The following is a 26,773-nucleotide window of genomic DNA, read 5'->3' on the forward strand; positions in this document are numbered from 1 at the left end:
CAGTCGGGGTGTAGCGCAGTCTGGTAGCGCATCTGCTTTGGGTGCAGAGGGTCGTGAGTTCGAATCCCACCGCCCCGACCATTTTTTTCATGAACGATGCAAAGACGGGGGCTTTCCGCCCCCACGGCGCGTTTAGCGGCTCCCCCGAGGATATTTGAGCGAATGTGAATGAAGCGGGGCTTTCCCCTTCATCCTTGCCGCAAATACTCTCGGGGGGTAGGCCTGAAAGGCCGAAGGGGGGCGGAAAGCCCCCCTTGGAATTTTCGCAGAAAATTCCTGCGCTGGTCAGATATCGAACGTGTTTTCGTGTTCCCAGCGCGAGAAGTGGGCGACGAAGCTGTCCCATTCCTTGTGCTTGAGCTTGATGTAGGCCGACGAGAATTCCTCGCCCATCATGGCTTTCAGCGTCTTGTCCTTGTCGTATTCGCGCAGGGCGTCGAGCAGGTTCAGCGGCAGTTTCGGCGCGCCTTTGACGGTGTGGCCTTGGCTATACATGTCGATGTCGTAGCGGCGGCCCGGATCGGCGTTGGTGCGGACACCATCGAGGCCCGCGGCGATGATGACGGCTTGCAACAGGTAGGGGTTGGCCGCGCCATCGGGCAGGCGCAGTTCGAACCGGCCGGGGCCGGGGACCCGCACCATATGGGTGCGGTTGTTGCCGGTCCATGTCACGGTATTGGGGGCCCAAGTCGCGCCCGATGATGTGCGCGGCGCGTTTATGCGCTTGTAGCTGTTCACGGTCGGGTTGCAGATCGCCGCCAGCGCCGAGGCGTGTTTCATGATGCCGCCAAGGAAGCTGCGGCCACGGTCCGACAGCGACAGTTCCTTGGACGGATCGGAGAAGGCGTTGGTCTTGCCGTCCATCGACCAGACCGAGATATGGGCGTGGCAGCCCGACCCCGTGAGGCCCTTGAAGGGTTTGGGCATGAAGGTCGCGCGGAAGCCATGCTTTTCCGAGATCGACTTGACCATGAATTTGAAGAAGCTGTGCTTGTCTGCGGTTTGCAGGGCGTCGTCGTATTTCCAGTTCATCTCGAACTGGCCGATCGCGTCTTCGTGGTCGTTCTGGTACGCCTCCCAGCCGAGTTCGAGCATGTAGTCGCAGATTTCCGAGATCACATCGTAGCGGCGCATGATCGCCTGCTGGTCATAGCAGGGCTTTTCTGCGGTGTCGTAGATGTCCGAGCAGGCATCGCCATCGGCGTTGAGGATGAAGAATTCGGGTTCCACCCCCGTCTTGACGCGCAGGCCTTCCTTGGCGGCTTCGTCCACCAGTTTTTCCAGCACGTTGCGTGGGGCCTGGGCGAGGCGCTTGCCCTCCATCACGCAGCGGGCTGCGACCCATGCGACTTCTTTCTTCCATGGCAGCTGGATGACCGAGGTGGGATCGGGAACCGCCATCATGTCGGGGTGGGCGGGGGTCAGGTCAAGCCATGTGGCGAAACCTGCGAAACCGGCGCCATCCTCGGACATGTCGTTGATCGCCTGCGTGGGCACCAGTTTCGCCCGCTGGCCACCGAAGAGGTCGGTGTAGGAGATCATGAAGTATTTGACGCCCCGTTCGGCGGCCCAAGCGGCAAGATCGATTGCCATAGTGAAAACTCCCTGTCCTGTCTTTGTGTCCGACTTTCGTGTCGGTGTATGTAACGTGTCGGGTCAGAAGCCGTTGCGGCCCGGTATCCAGCTGGTGCCTGCGAGCGGGACGCCCGCCATTGCCGCGCCTTCGATGGTCAGGGCGCAGAGGTCTTCGGGCTCGAGGTTGTGCAGGTGGTTCTTGCCGCAGGCGCGCGCGATGGTTTGCGCTTCGAGGGTCATTACCTTGAGGTAGTTCTTCAGGCGGCGGCCGCCGAGGATGGGGTCGAAGCGGCTGTAAAGTTCGGGGTCCTGCGTCGTGATGCCCGCGGGATCTTTGCCTTCGTGCCAGTCGTCATAGGCGCCTGCGGTGGTGCCGAGTTTGTTGTATTCAGCCTCCAAGGCCGGGTCGTTGTCGCCAAGGGCGATCAGGGCTGCGGTGCCGATGGCGACGGCGTCTGCGCCGAGTGCCATGGCCTTTGCCACGTCAGCGCCCGAGCGGATGCCGCCCGAGACGATGAGTTGCACCTTGCGGTGCATGCCGAGGTCTTGCAGGGCTTTGACCGCAAGCGGGATGCAGGCGAGGATGGGCATGCCGACGTTTTCGATGAAGACATCCTGCGTGGCCGCCGTGCCGCCCTGCATGCCGTCGAGCACTACCACGTCAGCGCCGGCTTTGACGGCAAGGGCGGTGTCGTAATAGGGGCGTGCGCCGCCGATTTTCACGTAGATCGGCTTTTCCCAATCGGTGATCTCGCGGATTTCGAGGATCTTGATTTCCAGATCGTCCGGGCCGGTCCAGTCGGGGTGGCGGCAGGCGGAGCGTTGGTCGATGCCTTTGGGAAGGTTCCGCATCATGGCGACGCGGTCACTGATCTTCTGGCCCAGAAGCATGCCGCCGCCGCCGGGTTTTGCGCCTTGGCCCACGACCACTTCGATGGCATCGGCGCGGCGCAAATCGTCTGGGTTCATGCCGTAGCGGCTGGGCAGGTATTGGTAGACGAGGGTTTTGGAATGGCCGCGTTCTTCTTCGGTCATGCCGCCATCGCCGGTGGTGGTCGATGTGCCAGCCGCCGATGCTCCACGGCCCAAAGCCTCTTTCGCGGGGCCGGAGAGGGCACCGAAGGACATGCCTGCGATGGTGACGGGGATGTCGAGGTGGATGGGTTTTTTGGCGTAGCGCGTGCCGAGCCAGACGTCTGTGGCGCATTTCTCGCGGTAGCCTTCGAGCGGGTAGCGGCTGATCGAGGCACCGAGGAACAGGAGGTCATCGAAATGCGGCAGCTTCCGCTTCGATCCGCCACCGCGGATGTCATAGATGCCTGTGGCTGCGGCGCGGCGGATTTCGGCGTTGACGTCGTTGTTGTAGGTCCACGACATCTTGGGCGGGGTATGGGGGAAATCGGTCATTTGGAAATGTGCCCTTAGTACGATGACGCGTTGTCGATATTGAATGTGTAGAGTTTGCGGGCCGAGCCGTAGCGCTTGAACTCTTCGGGTTTGGCCAGATGGTCGGCCTCGCCGCGCTTCAGAAGGTCGGCGAGGATCGCGATGTGTTCGGGGCGCATCTCTTTTTCGATGCAGTCGGCGCCGAGCGATTTGACCGAGCCGCGCACGAAAAGGCGGGCCTCGTAGAGCGAGTCGCCCAAGGCTTCGCCTGCGTCGCCAAGGACGACCATGTTGCCCGATTGTGCCATGAAGGCCGACATGTGGCCGATGTTGCCGTGCACGACGATGTCGATGCCCTTCATCGAGATGCCGCAGCGTGACGATGCGTTGCCTTTGATCACCAGAAGGCCGCCGCGACCGGTGGCACCGGCGTATTGGCTGGCGTCACCGTCGATGATGACGGTGCCCGACATCATGTTTTCGGCCACACCCGGACCGGCCGAGCCTTTGACGCGGACGGTGGCCTGTTTGTTCATGCCCGCGCAGTAATAGCCGGTCGAGCCGCGCACGGTGACGTCGATGGGGGCATCGAGGCCGACGGCTATGGCGTGCGAGCCTTTGGGGTTGACGATTTCCCACGCGGTTTCGTTGGTCTGGCCGCGCAGGGCGTGAAGGGCCGAGTTCAGTTGGCGCAGGCCATGCGCTTCAAGGTCGAATGTCTGCATAATCAGCGTTCCCAGAAATAGACGGTTGCCGGTTCCGGCTCCCACACGCGGGCGGATAAGATGCCCGGCAGGTTGACCATGGCGCGGTATTCCGAGCCGAAGGCGACATATTGGTCGGTTTCGGCCATGACGGCGGGTTTGCAGGCGATGGGGTCGCGGACCACGCCGAAGCCGTTTTTTGTACCGACGACGAAGGTAAAGAAACCGTCAAGGTCGGTGAGGGTGGCTTCCATCGCCTCGCCAAGCTTGGCGCCTTCTTGCAGTTTGTGGCTGATGAAGGCGGCGGCGACTTCGGTGTCGTTTTCGGTCTCGAACGTCATGCCGGCCTGTTTCAGCACGCGGCGGACCGAGTTGTGGTTGGAAAGCGAGCCGTTGTGCACGAGGCACTGGTCGGAGCCGGTCGAGAACGGGTGCGCGCCCATCGTGGTGACGGCGGATTCGGTGGCCATGCGGGTGTGGCCAATGCCGTGGGTGCCGGACATGTGCGCGATATCGAAGCGGGCGGCGACGTCTTTGGGAAGGCCGACTTCCTTATAGATTTCAATGCCTTCTCCGGCGCTCATCACCTTGGCGTTCGGGCGCAGCGACCGCAGGGCGTGGCGGGCGGCGTCGAGCCGGTCATCGGGGAGTTCGAGGACCATGTGGGTGTCTTTGGCCGTGCCGGTGACTTTGGCGGCGATGGCTTTGCCGAGGTCGGCGGCCAGCGTTTCGAAATCGGCATCGGGGGTGGCCGATTGCACGGTGAGCTTGGCGCGGCCCTTTTCGGGGCGGCCATAGATCGCGATGCCCGCACTGTCGGGGCCGCGGTCGGTCATGGTGATCAGCATGTCAGTGAGCATCGCGCCGAGGTTCGGTTCGAGCTTTGGGTCTTTCAGGAACAGACCGACGATTCCGCACATGGCGCAGGCTCCTTTGTTCGTCTCTGGGCGTCACGCTAGCAAACCTGATTTCGCGTTTCAACTGGGAAGAAACTTTTTTAACCACGGGTAAGCCGAAGCGGGCCTTAGGGCGAAGTTTTCATTTCGCAAGATTTTTAGGCAAAAGTTTTGACAGAAGGAAAGGGGTGTGTTTCCCTGAGGAAAATAAAGTTCACGCAGAGGGAAGGGCCGCCCAAAGGCACACCCCGAGGAACACCCCCGCGCTTCGGCCCGACGCGGAGGGCAAAAGAAAGGGCCATAGGGAGGAAACTGTGAACGATCTGAATGCAAGGATAACGTCCATGCACCGGCGCGACGTCACTGTCGCCTGGGCTTTCATCGTCGGGCTATGGCTTGCGATGTTCTTCGTCGCCTATGCCACCTGGGGAATCGCCCCGAACGGCGGGGCGCGTGTGCTTTTGCTGATCGCGGGGGGCACGGTGCTGGTCTTCAACACCGCCGCCATCATGGCGATGCTGGCGCATTACCGCGAGGACCGCGATTTCATCTATGGGCTGGACATCAAGTTTCTTGATGAAGCCCGCGCCGCGAAGGGGAGATAGCGATGGCCCGTTACATTCCCCCGCCGCAGGGCAAGCTGGGGCAGGTGATCGACGTGATCGTGCTGCTTATCCTGTCGATCGGCGCGCTTTACATCCCGCTCTGGCTGGGTCTGGCCGGATCGAGCAAGGTTCCGGTGACTGCGGATCAGCCGACATGGGAGAGCCTTGGGCAGAACCCGACGATGGTCGAACGCTGGCAACAGCTTGGCTTTGCCGATCCGGCGGCGGCGCATGACATGATCACGGCGCGGTTCGACTATTCCTTTACCTGGGGCGCCATGGCGCTGATGGTCGTGGTGATCGTGGGGTATTTCTTCATGATGCTGCGCCTGTCGGAACAGGAATACCGCGAGGTCATCGACGAGAAGTTCGGCGGTGAGAACATCAAGGGCAGGAGGATGTGACCATGTGGACGATGATCGAATACGTGGCATGGGCGCTGTCGGCGGTGTTTGCGCTGCACATGATCTATGACTGGTGGAAGACCGATACGACCTATTCCGAAGAGGTGCTGACATCCTCGCGCGAGGGCGAGATCGAGGCCATGACCGAGCAACACCAGATCGGGGGGCGGGGATGAGCGATTTCGACATCACATCAAAGACCATGGACGGGATCGCGTCACATGGCACCAAGGTGGGTCTGGCCCGCGTGCTGGGGCCTGCCCATGTCTGGGCGCTTGGCGTGGGGATCGTTCTGGTCGGCGAATACATGGGCTGGAACTTTGCGGTGGGCAAAGGCGGGGCTTACGCCGCGCTGGTGGCCTGCTGGTTCGCGGGGATCCTGTATTCCTGCGTGGCCATGATCGATTCGGAGGTGACATCGACGGTGGCGGCGGCGGGCGGGCAGTATACGCAGGCCAAGCATATCGTCGGGCCGTTGATGGCGTTCAACGTGGGGCTTTATCTGGTCTTTGCCTATACGATGCTCGAGGCGGGCAATGCGATTACGCTGGGCTATCTGATGTCGGTCGCCGCCGATATGACGGGGGCGACGGAAGCGTTGGACCAGCGGCCGTTCATCATTCTGGCGATCGTGTTTCTGGCATGGCTGAACTATCGGGGCGTGCTGGCCACGCTGAACTTCAACCTTGTGATCACCGCCTTTGCGTTCTGCGCCATTCTGGTGCTGTTCGTGGCTTCGGCCCCTTGGTCGGCGGATAGCCCGCTGGCCCATGCCGAGCTGATGTCGGGGCAGGCGGCTTTGCCCTATGGCTGGCTGGGGGTGCTGGCGGCGATGCATTTCGGCTTGTGGTTCTATCTGGGGATCGAGGGCACGACGCAGGCGGCGGAAGAAGTGAGATCCCCGGCGCGGTCGCTGCCGTTCGGCACGCTTGCCGGGATCATGACGCTGCTGATTGCGGCGACGCTGACGTGGTATATCTGCGTGGGTTTCCTGCCGTGGGAATACCTGGGTGACGGTGTGAACGGGGCGGTGGCGCCGTTGTTCAGCGCGGCGCAGATGACCGGATCGAACGCGCTGATCATCGTGCTGGGCTTCGGGACGCTGTTTGCCACGCTGGCCTCGGCCAATGGCTGCATCAACGATGCCTCTAGGGCGTGGTTTTCGATGGGGCGCGACCATTACCTGCCGCAATGGTTCGGGGCGGTGCATCCGACGTATCGGACGCCCTATCGGTCGATCATCTTTCTGGTGCCGATTGCGCTGATTTTCGCGCTGGGGGCACCGCTCGATCAGGTGATCACCTTCTCGATCCTGTCGGGGCTGCTTGGTTACACGTTCATGCCGATCAACATCATCCTGTTCCGGCGCAAATGGCCGCTCGATACGATCAAGCGCGGCTATGTGCATCCGTTCCACCCGATCCCGGCGCTGGTGCTGCTGGCGCTTTGTTCGATGACCTATTTCGCGGTGTTCCTCGGCTATGGGACGCAGCTTATCGCGATGGTCAGTTTCTATATCGTGGTGTCCTTGTGGTTCCACTTCTGGCGCTACCGCTTCGTGAAGCGGGCGGACCAGTTCACCATGCCCTGGCCGAAACCCAAGGGCTATTGACGATGCGTCCGGCCCGCCTGAACGGCGGGCCGGAGTTTTTCGGGGGGTGCCGATGCTGGCCGAAGCCATGGTTCTGCTTGTTCTGGCTGCCCTTGGCGGGGGGGTCGTCCTGCTGTCGTCGCGGCGGCGCAGGAGGGTGATGGCGCGGCGGGGGGCGTTGCTTGACGGGTGTTCGGGGCTGTTTTCGGACCGGCTGGTGAAGGTTTCGCCGCTGGGTTTTCCGCGCATGGCGGGAACGGCTGACGGGCTGCGCTGGGATGTGCAGCTGGTGCCCGATGCGCTGGGGGTGCGAAAGCTGCCCGCGCTGTGGCTGATGGTCAGCCTGCCCGCGCCGATGCCGGTGGCGGGGACGGTGCATCTGATGCTGCGGCCCACGGGGGGCGAGGGGTTTTCGCGGTTTCGCGATCTGCCCGATCAGGTGGCCTTGCCTGCGGGGTATCCCGCCGATGCGGCTTTGCGGACCGATGACGCGGGCGCGATGCCGGACCCTGCGCTGCTGCTGGTCGTGCTGGCGCTGGGGCACGAGCGGGTGAAAGAGGTGATCGTCTCGCCCAAGGGGCTGCGCGTGACGCTGCTGGCGGATGAGGCGGACCGGAAGAATTACCTGATCATGCGCCAGACCGATCTGGGGCAGCATCCGGTCGATGCGAGGCTGCTGCGCGAGGCGATGGACCGCTTGCTGGCGCTGCGCGGGGCGTTGATGGACCAAACGACAAGGAAGATCGCATGAAAGCGCCGATGCACCCTTATGCCGTGGCTGCGCTGGCGGTGGTTTTGCCCGGCATGGGGCAGGTTGCCAACCGCCAACCGCTGCGGGGGCTGGTGTTCTTGTTCTTCATGCTCTTGCTCGGGGCGCTGACGGCCAAGACGGCGGCGCCCGAGGTTTCGGTGATCGGGCGCTATGCGGGCGGGTTGTTCGTTTACGCCATCTCGCTGTTCGATGCCTATCGCCTTGCCCGGTTGCGATTCGAGGTATGGAAGCGCGCCTAGGCCTGCGGGTAGGAAATGATCGAGAGATAGCGCGCGGGCAGTTTGAGAAGCTGTTCGGGGCCGTGCTGGGCGTCGGCGTCGAAGAGGAGGCTATCGCCCGGTTCAAGATGGAACAGCTTGTCGCCGTGGCGATACTGCACCTCTCCCTCCAGCATATAGAGCAGTTCGATGCCGTCATGCTGGAAGGTGGGGAAGATGTCGGATGAGGCGGTCAGGGTGATCAGGTAGGGTTCGACGACCACGCCGGAATTGTTCGACCCGATATGGCCGAGCAGGTGATACTGGTGCCCCGCGCGCGTGCCGCGACGTTCGATTTCAAGGTGTTGGCCGGATTTGACGTGCTGCACCTCGCGCCGTTCCTCGAACCCGCGGAAGAAGGAGGTGATGGGCGTGGAAAAGGCGTGGCTCAGGATTTGCAGGGTGGTGAGCGAGGGCGAGGTGATGCCGTTTTCGATCTTGGACAGCATCCCGATCGACAGGCCGGTGACGGCGGCAAGGTCGGCCACGGTCATGCCCTGCTGGCGGCGGAAGGCGCGGACCGAGCGGCCTATGGCAAGTTCGAGATTGCGTTCCGAAAGCTCGCGCACACGGTGCGGGTCTTGGTCGAAGGCGGGCTTGGAACGGGGCAGGACGGAGTCGTCAAAATCTTCCATGGCGCGTTTCTTCGTTGCTTTTCACCAATAGGAATAGCAATTATTTTACCACGAGGAAAGAAGGGTTGGCATGATGCTGGAAACGGGCAAAGCCGAGGTGACGTTGGGGTTCTTGCTGTTCCCCGGCTTTCCGATGGCCTGTCTGACCTCGGCCATCGAACCGTTGCGGGCGGCCAATGAAATCACGGGGCGCAAGGTGTTCGGCTGGAAGCTGATCGGTGAGGACAAAGCGCCGGTGCAGTCGAGTGCCGAGGTGCGGTTCGACCCCGATCTGGCGCTGGCCGATGCGGCGGGGCTGGACTGTCTTTTCCTGCTTTCCATGCCGCAATCGACCTTTGCCAAGCCCAAGGCGTCGATGGCGCAGATCAGGTGGATGGATCGCTGCGGGGTGATCTTGGGCGGGTTTTCCGGCGGGGTGTTCCCGCTGGTGCGGGCGGGGGTGATGGGCGGACGGACAGTTTCGGTGCATTGGTGCTACGAGGCTGCGTTCCGGTCGGAGTTTTCCGATGTCGAGGCGTCACAATCGGTGATCGTGCGGGAACGGCGGCGGCATACGGCGAGTGGTGCCGGGGCGGTTTTCGACATGATGCTGCATATGATCGAGGAAAGGCTGGGCCGCGAGACGATGACCGAGGTGGCCTGCTGGTTCCAGCATCCCTTTGTGCGGTCGGATGACACGAGCCAGAAGGTTCCGGCGCAAAAGGTGGGCGGGACGGATGACATGCTGCCCGAACCGGTGCGCGTGGCGGTGCAGGTCTTTGCCGACCATATCGAAGACCCCGTCCGGATCGCCGATGTGGCTGATGCGGTGGGGATGTCGGAACGGCATCTGGAGCGGGTGTTCAAACTGGCGACGGGCCAAAGCCCCCTGCAGTATTACCGCCTGATGCGGCTGAAGAAGGCGCGGCAGAAGGTGCTTTATTCCACCCAGACCATCACCCAGATCGCGATTTCGGTGGGCTACGCCAGTTCCACGCCCATGACGCGGCATTATGCCGAGGCCTTTGGCGTCTATCCCGCCGACGAGCGGCGGCGGCTGGTGGGGATGCGGGGGCTTGCGGGGGCGATGTCGCCGAGCGAGTAGAAGAATTTTCTGCGAAAATTCTTCGCGGGCGTGCGCACGGCTGGCGCTGCGTCTGCAAGACGGGACGGACCTGCGGGCTTGGCCCAAGAATTTTCGCCGAAAATTCTTTTGCGCGTGAAGAAGGGGGCTTTCAGCCCCCTCGGCGCGTGCCGCGCCTCACCCCCCGAGGATATTTGAGCCAGCGTGAAGGGGTCAGAAGGCGCTTTTGGCGGCTGTGGCGAGGGCGTGGTGGAGGCTGGCCGCCGAAGAGCGGGGGCCGAGGACGCTGATGTGGTTCGGGGCGCGGACAACGATGTAGACGCCGAGGTGTTCCATCATGGTGCGGGTGGCGGCCCCTGCGCTTTGTGTGGCGATGTCGAAGTTGCACATGCGTTCGAACATTGCGGCGAGGCGGTCGCCGTTTACGTCGAAGCGGGCCCATGCGTCGGTCTGTTCGGTAAGGCTGGCGGTCTCGGCGAAGACGGGTTTCAGGATCGCGGTGATGTCTTCGTGGGTGTCGTAGGGGGCCTCGACCATCCACTGGTCGGGGCCGAGCCAGAATGCTGCGTAGGTTGCCGCCTGTTCGGCGCGGCCGGGGGCGGGGAGGGGGATGCCTGCGGCTTTGGCTGCATCGGCTATGGTCTGGCCCCTGCGGGCGGCGAGGGAGGCCAGCGCCGTATTGGTCACTTCGGTGATGGTGACGGGGCCTATGGTGATGCTGGCGGGGGTGTCGGACCCGAGCGGGGTGAGGGGTTTGAGGATGAGGTCAGCCACGGAGGCGGTCTCCTTCGGGATCGACGAAATGGGGCGAGACGATTTCGACCTCGACCTCGGTCTTCGCAAGCAGGTTCACGGCGCGCAGGCGTTCGCCGATGCGGGCCGAGCCGTTCTTGAGGTAGCCGAGCGCGATGGACGAGCCGACGTGGGGGGAATAGACCACCGAGGTGAGCCAGCCGTCGTCGTTGGCCGCGATGGCGGCCTTGCCTTGGCCGAGGAAGTGCGAGCCTGCGGTGAGGGGTTGGGTGGGGTCGACCGGTTTGACGCCGACGATGCGCAGGCCGTCCTCGGCCGTTAGCCCTTCGCGCTGCGACAGGATCATGCCGATGGCGTCTTTCTTCTTCGACACCATCTTGCCCAGCCCCATGTTGAGCGCGGTGGTCTGGCCGTTGAGTTCGTTGCCTGCCACGTGGCCCTTTTCGACGCGCATGACGCCGAGGGATTCGGTGCCGTAGGCGACCGCGTCGAATTCGCGACCCGCCTCCATCAGTGCGCGGATCATCGCATCGCCGTAGCGGGTGGGGACGGCGATTTCATAGGCGAGTTCGCCCGAGAAGGAGATGCGGAAGAGCCGCGCGCGGGTGCCTTTGACGGTGATATTGCCGCAGGCCATGTAGGGGAAGGCGGCGTCGGAGATGTCTTGATCGACCAGCTTTTGCAGGAGTTTGCGGGCGTTGGGGCCTGCTACGGAGTATTGCGCCCAAGCCTCGGTCGTCGAGATCAGTTGCACGTCCATGTCGGGGTAGAGGCATTGGCGGACGTATTCCATGTGCCGGAACACCGGGACCGCGTTGGCGGTGGTGGTGGTGGTGACGTATTCGTTTTGGCCCAGACGGGCGGTGGTGCCGTCATCCATCACGATGCCGTCTTCGCGCAGCATTAGGCCGTAGCGGACCTTGCCCACGGCGAGGGTCGAGAACGTGTTGGCGTAAACTTTGTCGAGGAAGGCGCCTGCATCGGTGCCCTGAATGTCGATCTTGCCGAGGGTGGTGACGTCGCAGATGCCGACCGATTGCCGCGTGGCCAGCACTTCGCGGTCGACGGATTGGCGCCATGTGGTTTCGCCCGGTTTGGGGAACCATTGGGCGCGGAGCCACATGCCGACCTCGACGAAGATCGCGCCCTGTTCGCTGGCCCATTTGTGGCTGGGGGTCAGGCGGGTGGGTTTGAAGTCGTGGCCGCGCGAGCGTCCGCCCAAAGCGCCCAAGGCGACGGGGGTGTAGGGCGGGCGGTAGATTGTGGTGCCGGTTTCGGGGATGGATTTTCCGGTGAGTTCGGCCATGACCGCAAGGCCGAGGATGTTGCCGGTCTTGCCCTGATCGGTCGCCATGCCAAGGGTGGTGTAGCGTTTGAGGTGCTCGACCGAGACGAAGTTTTCTTGGTGCGCCAGTTTGACGTCTTTTACGGTGACGTCGTTTTGCTGGTCGACCCATGCGCGGCCTTTGCCCTGCACATACCATTTGGGTGACAGGTTCAGGGGGGCGTCTTCGGCGGTGGGAAGGTCGGGCTTGGTTGCCGTGCGGCCGAGGTCGGAGAGGGCGGCGATGGCGGCATCGGCCCCGCTGTGCAGGGCGGCGTGGGTGGACATTTGGCCTGTGGCGGCTCCGGCAGCGGTCAGGCCAACGGGGCCGGTCGGGCCGGGGGTGAAGGCGGCGAGCGTGTCGTTCCAGACGGGGCGGCCGCGGTGGTGGCTGGAGATGTTGAGGTTGGGGTTCCAGCCGCCCGAGACGCCGAGGGCGGAGACGTTCAGGGTTTCCGAACGACCGTTCGCATGGCGGATGGTGATGGCGGACAGGCCAAGGCGTCCGGCGCTGCCGGTGACTTCGGCCCCTTGCAGGTGGCGGATGCCGGGCAGGAGCGGGCCGCCGGTGCGGGTGTCGATCACGGCGGCGATGTCGATGCCTTTGGCTTGCAGGTCGGTGGCGGTGCGAAGGCCGTCGTCGTTGTTGGTGAAGACGGCGACGCGGTCGCCTGCGGCGGCAGCCCAACGGTTGGAATAGGCGCGCAGCGCCCCTGCCAGCATGATGCCGGGGCGGTCGTTGTTTTCAAACGCGATGGGGCGTTCTATGGCACCTGCGGTGAGCAGGGCGCGGGCGGAGTAGATGCGCCAGAGGGTCTGGCGCGGTTTTCCGGCGGCGGGGATGGCGAGGTGGTCGGAGACACGCTCGACCGCCGAATAGATGCCGTGGTCCATCGCGCCCAGCGTGGTGGTGCGGGGCATGAGCCGGACGTTGGGCATTTGCGCCAGTTCGGTAACGGTCGCAGCGGCCCAGTCTGCGCCGGACTGGTCGCCCAAGGCGAAGGTTTCGGCGTTGAGGCGGCCGCCCATGCGGAAGTCTTCATCGGTGAGGATGACGCGGGCACCGGCGCGGCCAGCGGTCAGGGCGGCTGACAGGCCTGCGGGGCCTGCGCCGATGATCAGGAGGTCGCAGTGCAAGAAGCCCTTGTCGTAGTCGTCGGGGTCGTCTTGTTTCGAGAGCGACCCAAGGCCTGCGGCGTGGCGGATGATCGGCTCATAAACCTTTTCCCAGAATTTCGCGGGCCACATGAAGGTTTTGTAGTAAAAGCCCGCCGCGAAGAAGGGCGACAAAAGGTCGTTGACGCCCATCAGGTCGAAGGCGAGCGACGGAAAGCGGTTCTGGCTGGTGGCGGTGAGGCCATCGAAAAGCTCGGCCACGGTGGCGCGGGTGTTGGGTTCTTGCCGTGCGCCGCTGCGAAGCTGCACGATGGCGTTGGGTTCCTCGGACCCTGCCGAGAGGGGGCCGCGCGGGCGGTGGTATTTGAAGCTGCGGCCCATCAGGCGGACGCCGTTGGCAAGGAGCGCCGAGGCCAGCGTGTCGCCGGGGTGGCCGGCGTAACTTTTGCCGTCAAAGGTGAAGCTAAGCGTGCGCGAGCGGTCGATCTGGCCGCCGGGGATGCGGTTCTTTTGGGTCATTTGCTGCGCCCCTGTGCGCGGGCCACATCGCGGGCGAGGTCTACGGCGGTGATTTCATGGGTGACGGTGTTGCGCGTGACGACAAGCCACGAGCGGTCGCCCTGTTCGTGATACCACAACTCGCGGTGTTCGCCTGCGGGGTTGGCGCGTTGGTAGAGGTAGTCGTGGAATGCATCCTGCGCGGCGTCAGGGGTCGGATAGGCCATGCCATCGGGGCGGTCTATCAGGGCAGCGTCACCGAGGTAGGTGAATTCCTGCGCGTCGCGGGGGCCGAGGAGGGGGTGGTTGATGATCATCTGATGGCCCTTTTAGTGCAGGTTCGGCTGGGCGCCCTGGCCCTTTTCGTCGATCATCAACCCCTTGCGGAAGCGGTCGAAGCGGTAGGCGGTGGCGGTGGGGTGGGGTCGGTCGGTGGCGAGCAGGTGCGCGAAGCACCATCCCGAGGCGGGGGTGGCCTTGAAGCCGCCGTAACACCAGCCGCCGTTGAAATAGAGCCCGTCGATGTCGGTCTTGTCGATGATCGGCGATCCGTCCATCGACATATCCATGATCCCGCCCCACGAACGCAAGAGGCGGGCGCGGCCGATCATCGGCATCAGGGACATGCCGCCTTCGGCCACGTCTTCGACCACGGGCATGTTGCCGCGTTGGGCGTAGGAATTGTAGCCGTCGATATCGCCGCCGAACACCAGACCGCCCTTGTCGGACTGGCTGACGTAGAAATGGCCTGCGCCATAGGTCATCACGCCGTCGATCACGGGTTTGAGGCCCTCGGACACGAAGGCTTGCAGCACATGGCTTTCGATGGGCAGGCGCATGTCGGCCTTTGCCATGACGGTCGAGGAATTGCCCGCGACGGCGACGCCGACCTTTTTGGCGCCGATGAAGCCGCGCGTGGTGTCGATGCCGGTGACGCGGCCGTTTTCGCGGCGGATGCCGGTGACTTCGCAGTTCTGGATGATGTCGACGCCACGGTCGGACGCGCCGCGCGCATAGCCCCAAGCGACCGCATCGTGCCGGACGGTGCCGCCGCGACGTTGTGCCAATGCGCCCTTGATCGGGAAGCGGGCGTTGTCGAAGTTGAGGAAGGGGTAAAGCGCGCGGACCTGATCGCGGTTGAGAAGCTCGGCATCGGCGCCGTGCATGATCATGGCATTGCCGCGACGGGTATAAGCGTCGCGCTGTGCATCGGTGTGGAACAGGTTGATGATGCCGCGCTGGCTGACCATGGCGTTGTAGTTGAAGTCCTGCTCCAGCCCCTCCCATAGTTTGAGCGAGAATTCGTAGAAGGGTTCGTTGCCGTCGAGCAGATAGTTGGAGCGGATGATCGTGGTGTTGCGGCCAACGTTGCCGCCGCCGATCCAGCCCTTTTCGACCACGGCGATGCGCGACTGGCGGAATTCCTTGGCGAGGTAATAGGCGGTCGCAAGGCCGTGGCCGCCGCCGCCGACGATGATGTAGTCATACGATGCCTGCGGGGTGGCGTCGCGCCATGCATGGCCCCAGCCCTTGTGTCCGGTAAGCGCCTCGCGGATCACGCGGAAGCCTGAATATCGCATGGGGTGTCCTGCCCGTTTGGCACCCCATGGGGGCGCGCTTCTTACGGAGCAATATGGGGCAGGGCGGTTCCGGCCATGCCATCCGTTTCCGACATGGGGGCTTTCGTTTCAGCCATGCCCGCCATGACCCGACAGGCCAAGGACGACGATGCCGGAAAAGACCAGAAGGCAGCCGAGCCACTGGACGGGGCCGAGCCTTTCGCCAAGGAAGCGCCATGCGAGCAGGATGGTGACAACCCCGAAGATCGAGGCCGCGACCGAGGCGTATTCGGAATTGGCCATGCCGCCTGCGAGGGTGACGAGGGTGAGCGCGCCGACATCGAGCACGCCCATCAGCAGCATGGGCCGCCATGCACGCAGGGTGGGGGTGATGGCGGGGCGGAAAAAGGCGATTGCCGCGAGGGCTGTGAGGCTTGCCGTGATGCGGGCGGTCAGCGTGACGGGCAGGTGTGCGCCGCTTTCGGACGCCCATTGCGACAGCGCGAAGGTGAAGGCAAAGCCGAAGCAGCCGAGCACAGCCCAGCCGATTGCTTCGTTCCGGCTGCCTGCCATGTCTCCATGGTCTGCGCTGCGGGCGACAAGCGCGATGCCGCCGAGGATGACCACGGCGCCCGCCCATGTGGCAAGGCCCGCGCTGCCGCCACGTGCGAGTTCGAGGCCGACCGAGATCAGCGGGAATGCGCCGCAGATCGGGGCGACCAGATAGACCGGACCGATGGCGAAGGCGCGGTAAAGCCCGTAGCCCGCGCCGGTGTAGGCGACCCCTGCAAGCAGGGCGAGGGCGAGGCTGGTTCCGCGCAGGCTGGCCCAATCGCTGCCCGAGGTGAAGGGGGCAAGCACGACCACGCCGGTCAGGAATACCCCTGCCAGCAGGACGAGCGGATTGATCCGCGCGCCGATGATGCGGACGGTGAAATCGTGAAAGCCCCACAGAAGGGCGGCCCCGAGGCCAAGCAGCAGCGCGTCCATGTCGTCTCCTTACCAAGGCTGCCTTTTGATACAGGCTTTGCCGCGGGGGGCAATCGCAAGGTCGGGGGGCGGCCTGCGCGGGCGGGCATATCTGGTTAAACTTGATTAACTACAGTGAACATGAAACAGTTTGCCACCAAGCGGCACTGTGCGTCCGATGACGCCTGCAAGGACACTCACGGATGCCAGTTTCGAAAAGACTTCTGCACGTCGAGGATGACGAGGATATCCAGATGATCGCCCGCTTGGTGCTGGTCGATCTGGGTGGGTTCGAGGTGCTGCAATGCGCTTCGGGGGCGGAAGCGGTCGACAAGGCTGCGGCGTTCGGGCCGGATTTGCTGCTTTTGGATTTCATGATGCCCGGGATGAACGGCATGGCGACACTGAAGGCGCTGCGCGGTATTCCGGGGCTGGGCGGGGTGCCTGCTGTGTTCATGACTGCAAAGACGCTTGCCGTGAGCGATGAGGATATGGCGGCGAACGGGGTCGTGGGCGTGATCGGCAAGCCGTTCGATCCGGTCAGCCTGCCCGCCGAGATCAGCAGGTATCTTGGGCTTTAGGCGTCAATCGAGGGCTTCGCGCATGGCGTGATGCAGCGCCCGAAGGCAGGACTGCAGGTCGTCGGGCATGCGCGGGGGGGCGAAGGACGCGTTCAGCCAGGCTTCGAGCCGGTCTTCGGCATCGGCCGCCAGAGCGCCCAACCGCGCCATCCCGAGCATCGGGGCCACGCCGCGGATCTTGTGGATATCGTCGAGAAGAACCGCGGGTTCGCCCGTGCTTGCCGTCGCCACGGCATGCTGGACACGGGATTCGCGGTCGCGCAGGGCGACAAGGAAACGGTCACGGATCGGGGCGAGAGCTTCGGGTGGCAATGTATTGAACTGCATGTGGAATCTCGTCACTGTACGTCTTGTGGAAAGTCTATGGTGAAGGTCGTGCCTTTGCCGATCTGGCTGGTGTAATCGATGCTTCCGCCATGGGCTTGCATGATCTCTTGCGCGATGGCGAGGCCAAGGCCGGTTCCGCCATGGGCGCGGCGGTCGGAGCTGTCGACCTGACTGAATTTGCCGAACACCTTTTCGCGTGCGCCTTCGGGGATGCCCGTGCCGTGGTCGCGCACATGGAGCCGCGTTCCGTTGGCAGTGGTTTCGAGGCGTATCTCGACCGTGCCGCCGCGATGCGAGAATTTTACCGCGTTGGACAGAAGATTGTCGAGCACCTGCTGGATGCGGGCGCGGTCTGCGCTGATGAAAACCGCGGTCGGGGGGGCGGTGAATTCGAGTTTCACCCCGTAGGTTTCGGCAAAGCCCGAGATGCTTTCGATGGATTCCTCGACCAGATCGGGCAGGTCGATGCGGTCGAAGCTGTAGGACATGTGCCCCGCTTCCAGCTTTTGCAGGTCGAGAAGATCGTTGATCAGCGCCGAGAGCCGCATCGAATTCTTATGCGCCACCTCGAGGATGCTGCGGGCCTTTTCGGGGTCGCCCGCATAGGCGCCGGTCCGCAAGAGGCCAAGGGCGCCGTTGATCGAGGTGAGGGGGGTGCGGAGTTCGTGGCTGACCACCGAGACGAATTGCGATTTCACGTCGTAGGCGGCCTGCACGCGGTCACGTTCGAGGCGCAGCGCGTCGAGCTGGTCAAGACCGCGGCGGTAAAAGCCGAGGAAGATGGTGGAACATTCGACGACGAAGAACAGGACATAGATGCAGGTGGCCAGTTGCAACCACAAGACCGAGGTCAGTGGCGGGTTGACGACCCACAGGTCCTTGATCGGAATATAAAGGAAGACGGCGATATACATCGCCAGACGCAGATACAGGATCTGGGGGATCTGGTGGTTGTTGACCGCGGCGAACAGTCCGGCGGCGAAGAGGAAGAAGAGCGGCATGAAGTGGTTGCCCACCCCTTCCATCCTTGCCACGAGCGAGATGAAGACGCAGATCGCGGTCGATGAGAAGACCGAGCTGAGCAAGAGGAGGTTGCGGTAGCGGCGGGCCTGCCGGAGGCTGCCGCCCTTCCAGGTGCGGATGCGGAGCGACAGGCCGGTGTCGTAGAATTCGGTGATCTGGATGAAGAGGTAGCAGAGCACCGAAATCTGGAAGCTGTAGTAGTAGCTGCACAGGAAGGCCGCACCGGCATAGATGCCCTGCCGTTTCCAGAAGAGCGCGAGCCCCCCGCCGGAATAGTCGCGCACCTGCTTTTCGAGGCGGGTCGATCCGGCCTCGAAGCGCAGGGTGTGGCGTCCGACGCGGCGCATCCAGAGCGCAAGCGTCATCCGCAGGCCCCGATGGGTGCTGCCGTCGCCTTGCGCGACCGTCACCGATGGGTGCCCCGCGTCCATCTTTCAGTGCAGCAGGGCCGGGGCCGCAAGGCGCTGTGCTGCGGGCGGTTCGGTTTGGGGGATGGACCGCGCGGGTTCGGTTTCCTTGCGCCGCGAGAGTCGTTTGAAGGCGGTGACGGTGAAGACCGTATCGATGCAGGTGGTCCGGTGCGGGATGTAATCGCCCTGACGGAAGGTGCCTTCGGCCTCGGCCAGATCGCCGGGTTTCACCTCGTGCAGGAAGCGGCGGATGAGTTCGGGGTCGGTCAGGGTAAAGGTGGCGCGCGGGGTGTGGCGGCGCGGGCCGTGGTCGTCGGTCAACGGTTCGGTCGAGAGATCGACGAGAAGGCGCGGTTCCTCGCCGCCGATCAGCAGCAGGTCGGCCACCTCGCCACGGGCGCGGAACGTGAGGCTATAGGTCATGGCACACCTTTGGGCAGCTTGGGGTTTCGGGCGCGGGACGCAGGGTCGCGGCCCCAATTTTCATATGTGTTAATCGTTCCCCACTTGGGCTGATCTGTGGCCCATGGAAGGTGATTTGCGGTCAAGTGCGGCGGGGATGGGGCATACTTTTGTCTGTGACCGCCACAGACTGCCGGATATGGGCTGCGACTGCCCGGACCAGCCCAAAGGACGAAGCGCCTGATTTGTGGGCGATGCTGTCGGGCAAGCTTCGGTGGGTTGGACAGGAACAGGCCACATCATGTTGTGCGCTATGGATAATTCCTATGCGCTTTTGCCACAGTCCTGCCGCATTTCCCGCGACGGTTGCTTTTTTCCTGTAGATTTCCGAACGGATTGGTTCATCTTCGCTAAAGTTAATAAACGTTAAAAAAAGATCCGAGGCAGGACGAAACAGGACGATGAAGCTGTCGAGGGGGCGGCGGATTCGGTTCGACCGAAGGCGGGGGCTGCGCCGTGTAGGTGGCGGGCCCCTGTCTGTGCCGATTGCCGGTGCCTGTGTGCCGGTGTCCCATACGCGCAAGCGAGCAGACCGATGCTGACGACCACGCTGTCATTCACCAATATCCACCATCACGGCGATCTTTTCGTCAATCTTCTCAAGGCCCGGCGCGAGTGTTTCATTTTGCGCCACAACTGGAATCTGCCTCAGGTCGAGGGGATGGAGTTCGACCAGTACGACACCCCCGCAAGCCGCTGGATCGCGGTGCATGAAGGGGGCGAGGTTCTGGCGGGTGTGCGGCTGACGCCGACCACCGCCCGTGTGGGCATGTATACCTATATGATCCGCGACGCGCAGCGCGGGATGCTGGAATCGATCCCTTCGAACCTGCTCGATTTCGAGGCGCCGGTCGATCCCTTGGTCTGGGAGGGAAGCCGCGTCTTCGTCTCGCAGCGGGTGCCCGCCCAACTGCGGATCAAGGTGCAGACGGATCTGATGTACGAGATGGTCAGATCGGCCCGCGAGTTGGGGGCGCAGACCATGCTGGGGCTGGTGCCGGCGGTCTGGCCGCGCTGGATATCGCGTCTGCACCTGCGGGCCGAACCGGCGGGGCCACCGCTGATGATCGACGGGGTGCAAGTGCAGGTCGCGATGATGAAACTGGGTCAGGCGATGCATTAGGCCAGTTCATCAGGCCAGTTCATCAGGCCAGTTCATCAGGCCAGTTCATCAGGCGCGTGTATCAAGCCCGTCTACCAAGCCCGTCTATCAGGCCTGATGGCGCAGGTAGGAGACTTCTTCGGTCAGGACGTCGCGCAGCATGGCCTCGTAGGGGTTGCGGTCAGGTTCGACCGACGAGCGGCGGAACAGGCGGCGCACGGTCGAAGGCGTGTTGAGCGCCTTTTCCGCCCGTTTCAGACCGGCCGCATCGCCTGCGGAAACCACCGCGCGGTGCACGGCCTGCACGGCGCCGAAGCGGGTGAAGGAGCCGAGCGAATGGCGCTGGCCAGCGACGAGCCGCAGCATCATGCCCTGATCGGACAGGTCGGGCAGGGCGGCGTTGACCGCCGTCTCGATGTCGTCGAGGCTTTGCGTCGCGCGGCCCTGTGCCAGCATGAGGAAGGTGCCGTCGCCGCGATAGCTGAGGATCGGGGCATCGTGTTCCGTCGCGGCCGAGAGCGATTCTGCCACCAGTCCGAGGCGGGCGACGAAATCGGCGGGGCGCGAGCGTTCGAAGAGCCTGTTGACCTCGAGCAGTTGGAAGGCTGTCACCGAACTGGTGAACATCCGGGCGCGGCCCAGCGAGAGGACGAAGTTTTCGAAGGCGATGTAGCCGATCATCCGCTCGAGCCCCGAGATTTCCACGGGATCGGGCAGTTTCAGGCGCGGCGCGGTCTTGATCGTGCGCTTTAGCCCTTCGATCGTGGCGCGGCTTTCGGCGACGAGGCATTGTTCGTCGACCAGACGCCGAGCGACCGACAGGCGGGTGCCGAGTTCGAGGAAATCGAAGGGTTTGGTGATGTAATCGGTGGCGCCGGCCTGAAAGGCGCGCTCGAAATAATCGCGCTGCGACATGGCGGTCAGCATCAGGATCGGCGCGCGGGCATAAGCGGGCATCGACCGGATCGTGGTGCATAGGGTGATGCCGTCGATGCCGGGCATCTGGATGTCGAGCAGCACGCAATCGAAGGGCGTGGTGGCATTGGCCATGATGTCGAGCGCCTTGCGGCCCGAAGATGCCTTGGTCAGGGAACCATGCCCGCCGACGCGCATTGCTTCCGCCAGAAGGTCAAGGATCGTCTCGTCGTCGTCTACCGCGAGAATACGCATGTGCAGCCCCAGGTCTGGCGAAGGTCTTCAACGTTCGCACTCGGTACTTGCACTGCGGGCGGCTTCGCGTGGCAAGCGGAGCGGACACCCGGTTCGGCAGTGATGCGCGGGATTTGCGGGCAATTTGTGCCCGATACACGGCGCGATTGCGGCGGACAGCTTTTGGTTGTGCAACACTGCGGCCTTGCGGCGCGCATTGTTTCGGCATGGCGCACAGTGGCGGGTGCAAGTGCCTGACTTTGGTCTGTGGGAGATGCACCCGAAGAGAATCACCTGTGGCCGGACTGTGGCGGACTGTGGCGGACTGTGGCGGTATGTGGCGACGAGGCCGGTTTCGCCCGCCGATTGCCCGAAACCGCGCCATCGGGTGGCGCCGGTTGCCAAAGCGCGGGCTTGTGCCGCGTCTGTCGGAGGCGGGGCGCAAATCCGTATTGACGCAACGGCTTTTCCTGTCACGAATGCATCACCAAAGCGGACGACAATAAGGGCCGCTTGGCGCGTATCCGAGGGACGGGTGGCGCAACAACAGGGGAGCTGCAATGACGATCAAAGCGAAAATGGACCGCCGCACGGTCCTTAAGGGTACGGCACTTGGCCTTGGGGCCATGGCTGCGCCGTCGATCATCTCGAGCAAGGCCTTGGCCTCGTCGGGCGAGCTGAATTTCATGGGCTGGGCGGGCTATCCCGCACTGGCCGAAACCGTGTTCCCGAAGTTCGAGGCCGCGACCGGCATCAAGATCAACTTCACCGAACAGCCCGGTCAGGACGACATGATGACCGCCGCCAAGCTGGCGCTGGAAGCCGGTGGCGTGGACATGATCGAACCGACGGTCGACCGCGTGGGCGCATGGGCGTCGAACGGCCTGATCCAGGGCTGGGATATGTCGAAGCTGAACGTCGACAACTATCTGCCCGGTCTGGCAGATGGCGCGATGGGCGACATGGCGACCATCGACGGCCAGCGCATGATCGTGCTGTCGGTCTGGGGCACCGAGGCCCTGGTTTACAACAAGGACACGATGCCGCTGGAATACGGCACTGCCTCGCTGGGCGACATGTTCAACCCTGCCAATACCGGCAAGGTCGTGGGGCGCCCGCATTCGACGCTGGCTGCGATGGGCCGCTGGCTGGATGCCGAGGGCAAGCTGCCCAAGCCGTGGCTTGACGGCTACAAGGACGAGGCCACGATGGTCGAGCTGTGGGACATCGCCCTGGCCGAAGCCATCAAGGTGAAGTCGAACTTCGTCCAGTGGTGGACGGGCGAGAACGAGGCGCAGGCCGGTTTCCTTGTGAACGGCGGCGAGATCGGGCTGTGCTGGGATTCGACCGGCTACAACCTCGGGAAAGAGGGCAACTACGGCTACATGCCGCCGAAGGAAGGTGCCTTTGCGTGGAACCAGGGCTTCGTTCTGATGAAGAACGCCGCCAACACCGAACAGGCGCATGCCTTTGCCAAGTGGGTTTCCGAACCCGAAGGCTCGGCTGCATGGGCGACCGCCTTCTCGGCGAACCCCGTGGGCAAGGGCGCGGTCGATCTGCTCGATCCGGCGGTTGCGGCTTACTACACCAGCGCGTTCAACGACGATGCGCTGTCGAAGCTGTGGTGGTGGCCGGCGCAGGACGCATGGTTCATCGCCAAGCGCGGCGAATACGCCGACAAGTTCAAGAGCGCCTGATCGCCTGAACGGGACGACGGCTCGCCGGGGGTTTCCTCCGGCGGGCTGCTTTTTATTGCCAAGGCACCGCCGCAAGACGCGGGCCGAAAAACCACGACAGGGGAGTTTGCACCAATGAGTGCAGGAATCGATCTTGACGATGTATGCTGTGATTTCGGGTCATTCAGGGCTGTGGATCATGTCAACGTCTCTATCCAGCCGGGCGAGTTCTTTTCGTTCCTCGGGCCATCGGGCTGCGGCAAGACGACGATCCTGCGGATGATTTCGGGGTTCACCGAGCCGTCGTCGGGCGTGGTGCGGATCGGCGGCAAGGATATGCGCGGGCAGCGGCCGAACCAGCGGCCCACGGCGCTGATTTTCCAGAATCTGGCGCTGTTTCCGTTGATGAGCGTGGCCGATAACATCGCCTTCGGGCTGGAAGTGCGCGGCGTGGATCGCGCCAAGCGGCGCGCGCGGGCAGAGGAATTGCTGCGGCTGGTCGATCTGCCGGGCGCGGGCGACAAGATGGTAAGCCAGCTTTCGGGCGGGCAGAAGCAGCGCGTGGCGATTGCGCGGGCGCTGGCGGTAGAGCCGGCGGTGATGCTGCTCGACGAGCCGTTGTCGGCGCTGGATCTGAAGCTGCGCCAGCATATGCGGGCGGAATTGCGGGCGATCCAGAAGCGGACAGGGGTGACGTTCATCTACATCACCCACGATCAGGGCGAGGCGCTTGCCATGTCGGACCGCGTGGGCGTGATGAGCCACGGGCGCTTGCAGCAGGTGGCGAACCCGCGGGATATCTATGACACTCCGGTCAACGGGTTCGTTGCGTCTTTCGTGGGCGAAAACAACATATTGACCGGCACGGTGGGCAATATCGGGCAGGGGCTGGCGACGTTCGAGACCGCTCTGGGCGTGTTCCGTGCGCGGATGCCTGCGACATCGATGGGGCCGGTGAAACTGTATGTGCGGCCCGAACATATGCGGTTTTCGACCACGCCGGGCGAGGTGAATTCGGTTCCCGTGACGGTGGGTGACGTGGCGTTCGAGGGCAATTTCATCTCGGTCCATGCCACCACGGCGAACGGGACGGTGCTGGTGGCGGAACTGAGGAATGACGGGACCGGCGCGATGCCGGAACCGGGGGCTGCGATGCACATGTCGTTCGATCCGGCGCGGGCGGCGATCTTGCCCGACGAAACCGCGGCGGAGGCGTGAGGGATGCATGATCTTTTGCGTCGCTACGGGTCGGGGCTGACGGGGGCATTCGTGCTGCTGACGGCATTCTGGCTGCTTGTGCTGATCGTGCTGCCGAACCTGTACCTGTTGGAAAACTCGTTCCGGCCCTATCTGCCGAAGGTCGATATGGGCGGGCCGCTCGATACCTATTCGCTGAACAACTATGCCAAGATCCTGACCGGAGAGTCGCCCACCCAAGTGTTCGGGATCACCATCACCCTGCCGGTGCATGTGAAATCCTTTTTGCTTACAGTGGGTTATTCGGCGTTCGTTACCTTGATCTCTTTCGCGCTGGCCTATCCCTTGGCCTATTATCTGGCCAAGATCGTGCAGCCGAAATCGCTGCCCACGCTGTTTTTGCTGCTGTTCGTGCCGCTTTGGGTTTCCGAAGTGCTGCGGTCTTTCGCGTGGTTCATCATCCTGTCGCTGAAGGGGCCGCTGAACTTTTCGCTGTTGGGGCTGGGGATCATCGAGACGCCGATCCGCTGGATCGCGGGGTATCAGTCGATCATCGTCGGTCTGGTCTATACTTACGTGCTTTTCATGCTGTTTCCGATCTACAACGCGATCCAGTCCTTGGATACGAACCAGATCGAGGCGGCGGAAGATCTGGGAAGCCCGTGGTGGCGGACGCATTGGCGGGTGATCTTGCCGCATGCCAAACCGGGCATCGCATCGGGCGCGGTGATGGTCTTCATGCTGTCGGCGGGGTCGCTGCTGGTGCCTGTGCTGCTGGGATCGACCGATTCCAACTGGTTTACCCAAGTCATCCAGCAATGGATGTTCGAGGCGGCGGATTGGAATACCGGGTCGGCCTATGCCTTTATCCTGCTGGTGCTGTGCACCGTTTTCGTCAGCCTTGTGATGCGGGTGTTCCGCGTCAAGCTGTCCGACATCGCGAAATAGGGGGGCGGGACCATGCACAAGACACGCAATTTTCTGTTCCATCTTTATATGGCGATGTTCCTGTTCTATCTGCTTGCGCCCTTGGTGGTGATGGGCGGGGCGGCGTTCAACGACAGCCGTTTTCCGTCGATCCTGCCGTGGAAGGGGTTCACGCTGGAATGGTTCAGCCAACTGGCCTCTGACGGGCGCATGTGGCTGGCGTTCCGCAATACGGTGATCGTGGCTTTGGCTGTGGTGGCGCTGGCGGTTCCCATCGGGACGGCGGCGGCGATCCTGATCAATTCGGTCACGGGGCGGGTGCGGACGGTGCTTTACGGGATGATGGTGGCGCCGATCCTTGCGCCCGGCGCTGTGATCGGGATTTCGACGCTGCTGTTCTGGAACCAGTTTTCGGTGCCTGCGGGCCTGCATCTGTCGGTCTTGGGGCAGGTCAGCTACATCGCGGCTTTCGTGATGCTGCTGGTTCTGGCGCGGTTGCAAAGTTTCGATGTGGCTTTGGAGGAGGCGGCTTTGGACCTCGGGGCGGGGCACGGGATGGTGCTGCGGCGCATCCTGTTGCCGCATCTTTATCCGGCCATCGGGGCGGGGGCTGCGATCGCGTTTTTCCAGTCGATCGAGAACTTCAACGTGACGCTGTTCACGCGCGGCAATGCCGATACGCTGACGGTTTACGTTTTCTCGAAGGTGCGGACCGGCATCACGCCCACGATCAACGCTTTGGCCTTGGTGATGATTTCGGTCACGCTCGCGGGGGCGATCTTTTACGAACTGCGGCGCAGGCGGCTGGAGCGGCGCTTTCGCGATTGACCTGATCGGCCCGCCCGTTGTGGCGGGCCTTTTCTTTTCTTCCGTCGCGGTGTTCTGTGCGGCAGGATAACGGAGGCTGCGATGGACGCTTCATCGATCTGGCAGGACAGTCTGCCCGTCACCTCGGACGCGCTGATCGCGGGGCTTGATGCGCTGGGGATCGGGTACAGGCGGTATGACCATGTGCCCTTGCGGACGGTGGCCGATGCCAAGCTGGTGCAGGATGCGATGGGCGCGGGGCTGCATGTCAAGAACCTGTATCTGCGCGACCGCAAGAAGAAGAACTGGCTGGTGACGCTGGAACAGGACCGCGACATCGACCTGAAACGCTTGGGCGATCAGATCGGCGCGGCGGGGCTGTCCTTCGGGTCGGAAGAGCGGCTGATGGAGCATCTGGGCATCAGGCCGGGGGCTGTCAGCCCGCTTGCGATGGTGACGGGGGTGAAGATGGGCGTGACGCTGGTGCTGGATGCGAAGCTGCGCGAGGCGGAGGTGGTGCACATGCACCCCTTGGTCAACGACCGCACGGTTGCCATGTCGCCCGCCGCTTTGCTGCGTTGGCTGGATGCTATCGGTGCGGCTCCGGTCTGGCTGGAGATTTAGCCCGACCTGCCGCGCGGGCCTGTCCCCGCGGATGCATGGCGCTGACTTTTGATCTTGGGCGGGCGCTTTCCCAGCTGGACGTGCGTGCCCGGGCGCTGTGCCGGTCGACGAGGGGGCGAGCGACACACCCGGTGCGACTGCCGGCGGCGGAACCCATCCACCTTTGCGCGTTCGATGGCAAAGGGTGGATGGGCCGCTTTTGTCATTCGTCTCAGGTCTTTTTCTTGTCTCCGGTGCCTGACTGGATCGCGTTGGCGAACAGCTCACCGGGCTTTGGGGCGCCGGGCTTCTTGTCTTTCTTGGGCTTTTTCACTTCACGGTTGCTGTGGCTTTTACCTTTGGGCACGGGGATGGTCCTTTCGCCCTGTTCGGGCTGTCGAG

General features: G+C 63.4%; 29 protein-coding genes and 1 tRNA gene. 15 read left to right on the forward strand and 15 right to left on the reverse strand.

Annotated elements, in window-relative coordinates:
* The first annotated feature begins 4 nt into the window (after positions 1–4).
* A tRNA-Pro gene (locus HYN69_RS07410) sits at positions 5–81 on the forward strand.
* A 204-nt stretch (positions 82–285) separates the two neighbouring features.
* Here the strand turns inward: HYN69_RS07410 and glnT are convergent.
* The 4 genes from glnT to HYN69_RS07430 form a co-directional block, all read right to left on the reverse strand.
* The gene (glnT, locus tag HYN69_RS07415) at positions 286–1,593 is read right to left on the reverse strand and encodes a type III glutamate--ammonia ligase (protein WP_108435186.1); all 1,308 of its coding nucleotides are present in this window, start codon (positions 1,591–1,593) and stop codon (positions 286–288) included.
* Between the two features lie 63 nt (positions 1,594–1,656).
* The gene (locus HYN69_RS07420; protein WP_108435187.1) at positions 1,657–2,982 is read right to left on the reverse strand and encodes an FMN-binding glutamate synthase family protein; all 1,326 of its coding nucleotides are present in this window, start codon (positions 2,980–2,982) and stop codon (positions 1,657–1,659) included.
* Between the two features lie 14 nt (positions 2,983–2,996).
* Positions 2,997–3,686, reverse strand: a complete 690-nt coding sequence (locus HYN69_RS07425; protein WP_108435188.1) for a GltB/FmdC/FwdC-like GXGXG domain-containing protein — start codon at positions 3,684–3,686, stop codon at positions 2,997–2,999.
* A 2-nt stretch (positions 3,687–3,688) separates the two neighbouring features.
* Positions 3,689–4,585 (reverse strand): class II glutamine amidotransferase, encoded by an 897-nt coding sequence (locus HYN69_RS07430; protein WP_108435189.1) that lies wholly within the window; start codon positions 4,583–4,585, stop codon positions 3,689–3,691.
* Between the two features lie 320 nt (positions 4,586–4,905).
* Between HYN69_RS07430 and HYN69_RS07435 the strand changes: the two genes are divergently transcribed.
* From HYN69_RS07435 to HYN69_RS07455, 6 genes are all read left to right on the forward strand, one after another.
* Positions 4,906–5,166 carry a hypothetical protein gene (locus HYN69_RS07435; protein WP_108435190.1) on the forward strand — a complete coding sequence of 87 codons (261 nt, stop codon included), beginning with the start codon at positions 4,906–4,908 and terminating at the stop codon, positions 5,164–5,166.
* A 2-nt stretch (positions 5,167–5,168) separates the two neighbouring features.
* On the forward strand, positions 5,169–5,570 hold the full coding sequence (locus tag HYN69_RS07440; RefSeq protein ID WP_108435191.1) for a hypothetical protein: 402 nt from the start codon (positions 5,169–5,171) through the stop codon (positions 5,568–5,570).
* Between the two features lie 2 nt (positions 5,571–5,572).
* Positions 5,573–5,746 carry a hypothetical protein gene (locus HYN69_RS20965; RefSeq protein WP_174213607.1) on the forward strand — a complete coding sequence of 58 codons (174 nt, stop codon included), beginning with the start codon at positions 5,573–5,575 and terminating at the stop codon, positions 5,744–5,746.
* Positions 5,743–7,182 (forward strand): APC family permease, encoded by a 1,440-nt coding sequence (locus tag HYN69_RS07445; RefSeq protein WP_230426522.1) that lies wholly within the window; start codon positions 5,743–5,745, stop codon positions 7,180–7,182. Before HYN69_RS20965 ends, HYN69_RS07445 begins: the two co-directional genes overlap by 4 nt.
* A 67-nt stretch (positions 7,183–7,249) precedes the next feature.
* Positions 7,250–7,912 (forward strand): hypothetical protein, encoded by a 663-nt coding sequence (locus HYN69_RS07450; RefSeq protein ID WP_216824668.1) that lies wholly within the window; start codon positions 7,250–7,252, stop codon positions 7,910–7,912.
* Positions 7,909–8,172 (forward strand): hypothetical protein, encoded by a 264-nt coding sequence (locus tag HYN69_RS07455; RefSeq protein ID WP_108435193.1) that lies wholly within the window; start codon positions 7,909–7,911, stop codon positions 8,170–8,172. Before HYN69_RS07450 ends, HYN69_RS07455 begins: the two co-directional genes overlap by 4 nt.
* On the opposite strand, the gene HYN69_RS07460 is transcribed toward HYN69_RS07455, so the two are convergent.
* Entirely contained in the window at positions 8,169–8,825 is a 657-nt protein-coding gene (locus HYN69_RS07460) for a helix-turn-helix domain-containing protein (protein ID WP_108435194.1), read from the reverse strand. The two genes, HYN69_RS07455 and HYN69_RS07460, sit on opposite strands and share 4 nt — an antisense overlap.
* Before the next feature lie 70 nt (positions 8,826–8,895).
* Here HYN69_RS07460 and HYN69_RS07465 point away from each other — a divergent pair, with 70 nt between their 5' ends.
* The gene (locus HYN69_RS07465) at positions 8,896–9,909 is read left to right on the forward strand and encodes a GlxA family transcriptional regulator (RefSeq protein ID WP_329608634.1); all 1,014 of its coding nucleotides are present in this window, start codon (positions 8,896–8,898) and stop codon (positions 9,907–9,909) included.
* Between the two features lie 192 nt (positions 9,910–10,101).
* Here the strand turns inward: HYN69_RS07465 and HYN69_RS07470 are convergent, their stop codons facing one another.
* The 5 genes from HYN69_RS07470 to HYN69_RS07490 all read right to left on the reverse strand — a co-directional run bounded on the left by HYN69_RS07470 (position 10,102) and on the right by HYN69_RS07490 (position 16,128).
* Entirely contained in the window at positions 10,102–10,662 is a 561-nt protein-coding gene (locus tag HYN69_RS07470) for a sarcosine oxidase subunit gamma (RefSeq protein ID WP_108435195.1), read from the reverse strand.
* The gene (locus HYN69_RS07475) at positions 10,655–13,600 is read right to left on the reverse strand and encodes a sarcosine oxidase subunit alpha family protein (RefSeq protein ID WP_108435196.1); all 2,946 of its coding nucleotides are present in this window, start codon (positions 13,598–13,600) and stop codon (positions 10,655–10,657) included. The genes HYN69_RS07470 and HYN69_RS07475 overlap by 8 nt, the downstream gene beginning before the upstream one ends.
* Positions 13,597–13,896 carry a sarcosine oxidase subunit delta gene (locus HYN69_RS07480; RefSeq protein WP_108435197.1) on the reverse strand — a complete coding sequence of 100 codons (300 nt, stop codon included), beginning with the start codon at positions 13,894–13,896 and terminating at the stop codon, positions 13,597–13,599. The genes HYN69_RS07475 and HYN69_RS07480 overlap by 4 nt, the downstream gene beginning before the upstream one ends.
* Positions 13,897–13,908: 12 nt before the next feature.
* A complete protein-coding gene (locus HYN69_RS07485) occupies positions 13,909–15,159 on the reverse strand; it encodes a sarcosine oxidase subunit beta family protein (RefSeq protein WP_108435198.1) in 1,251 nt (416 codons plus the stop codon).
* Between the two features lie 108 nt (positions 15,160–15,267).
* Entirely contained in the window at positions 15,268–16,128 is an 861-nt protein-coding gene (locus HYN69_RS07490) for a DMT family transporter (RefSeq protein ID WP_108435199.1), read from the reverse strand.
* 182 nt (positions 16,129–16,310) lie between these two features.
* Between HYN69_RS07490 and HYN69_RS07495 the strand changes: the two genes are divergently transcribed.
* Entirely contained in the window at positions 16,311–16,688 is a 378-nt protein-coding gene (locus HYN69_RS07495) for a response regulator (protein WP_108435200.1), read from the forward strand.
* A gap of 3 nt (positions 16,689–16,691) precedes the next feature.
* Here the strand turns inward: HYN69_RS07495 and HYN69_RS07500 are convergent, their stop codons facing one another.
* The 3 genes from HYN69_RS07500 to HYN69_RS07510 are packed head-to-tail and all read right to left on the reverse strand — an operon-like array spanning position 16,692 to position 18,871.
* The gene (locus HYN69_RS07500) at positions 16,692–17,015 is read right to left on the reverse strand and encodes an Hpt domain-containing protein (protein WP_108435201.1); all 324 of its coding nucleotides are present in this window, start codon (positions 17,013–17,015) and stop codon (positions 16,692–16,694) included.
* 11 nt (positions 17,016–17,026) lie between these two features.
* Positions 17,027–18,448 (reverse strand): sensor histidine kinase, encoded by a 1,422-nt coding sequence (locus HYN69_RS07505; RefSeq protein ID WP_216824669.1) that lies wholly within the window; start codon positions 18,446–18,448, stop codon positions 17,027–17,029.
* Positions 18,449–18,472: 24 nt separating this feature from the next.
* On the reverse strand, positions 18,473–18,871 hold the full coding sequence (locus HYN69_RS07510) for a hypothetical protein (RefSeq protein WP_108435203.1): 399 nt from the start codon (positions 18,869–18,871) through the stop codon (positions 18,473–18,475).
* Between the two features lie 574 nt (positions 18,872–19,445).
* On the opposite strand from HYN69_RS07510, the gene HYN69_RS07515 reads away from it, so the two are divergent.
* Positions 19,446–20,033: an acyl-homoserine-lactone synthase gene (locus HYN69_RS07515; RefSeq protein WP_108435204.1), complete on the forward strand. Its 588-nt coding sequence runs from the start codon at positions 19,446–19,448 to the stop codon at positions 20,031–20,033.
* A gap of 87 nt (positions 20,034–20,120) precedes the next feature.
* Here the strand turns inward: HYN69_RS07515 and HYN69_RS07520 are convergent, their stop codons facing one another.
* Complete coding sequence (locus HYN69_RS07520; RefSeq protein WP_108435205.1) at positions 20,121–21,182, reverse strand: response regulator; 1,062 nt, start codon at positions 21,180–21,182, stop codon at positions 20,121–20,123.
* 539 nt (positions 21,183–21,721) lie between these two features.
* Here HYN69_RS07520 and HYN69_RS07525 point away from each other — a divergent pair.
* The 5 genes from HYN69_RS07525 (at position 21,722) to HYN69_RS07545 (ending at position 26,392) form a co-directional block, all read left to right on the forward strand.
* Positions 21,722–22,858, forward strand: coding sequence for an extracellular solute-binding protein (locus tag HYN69_RS07525; protein WP_108435206.1), 1,137 nt, complete (start codon positions 21,722–21,724; stop codon positions 22,856–22,858).
* 114 nt (positions 22,859–22,972) lie between these two features.
* Positions 22,973–24,055: an ABC transporter ATP-binding protein gene (locus HYN69_RS07530; RefSeq protein WP_108435207.1), complete on the forward strand. Its 1,083-nt coding sequence runs from the start codon at positions 22,973–22,975 to the stop codon at positions 24,053–24,055.
* A gap of 3 nt (positions 24,056–24,058) precedes the next feature.
* Positions 24,059–24,982, forward strand: a complete 924-nt coding sequence (locus HYN69_RS07535; protein ID WP_108435208.1) for an ABC transporter permease — start codon at positions 24,059–24,061, stop codon at positions 24,980–24,982.
* 12 nt (positions 24,983–24,994) lie between these two features.
* On the forward strand, positions 24,995–25,789 hold the full coding sequence (locus HYN69_RS07540; RefSeq protein WP_108435209.1) for an ABC transporter permease: 795 nt from the start codon (positions 24,995–24,997) through the stop codon (positions 25,787–25,789).
* Between the two features lie 81 nt (positions 25,790–25,870).
* On the forward strand, positions 25,871–26,392 hold the full coding sequence (locus HYN69_RS07545; protein ID WP_108435210.1) for a prolyl-tRNA synthetase associated domain-containing protein: 522 nt from the start codon (positions 25,871–25,873) through the stop codon (positions 26,390–26,392).
* 211 nt (positions 26,393–26,603) lie between these two features.
* Here the strand turns inward: HYN69_RS07545 and HYN69_RS21685 are convergent, their stop codons facing one another.
* Positions 26,604–26,738 (reverse strand): hypothetical protein, encoded by a 135-nt coding sequence (locus HYN69_RS21685; protein WP_268902878.1) that lies wholly within the window; start codon positions 26,736–26,738, stop codon positions 26,604–26,606.
* Positions 26,739–26,773 lie beyond the last annotated feature (35 nt).

The organism is Gemmobacter aquarius (assembly GCF_003060865.1).
In the GTDB taxonomy this organism is placed as follows: Bacteria; Pseudomonadota; Alphaproteobacteria; order Rhodobacterales; family Rhodobacteraceae; genus Paragemmobacter; species Paragemmobacter aquarius.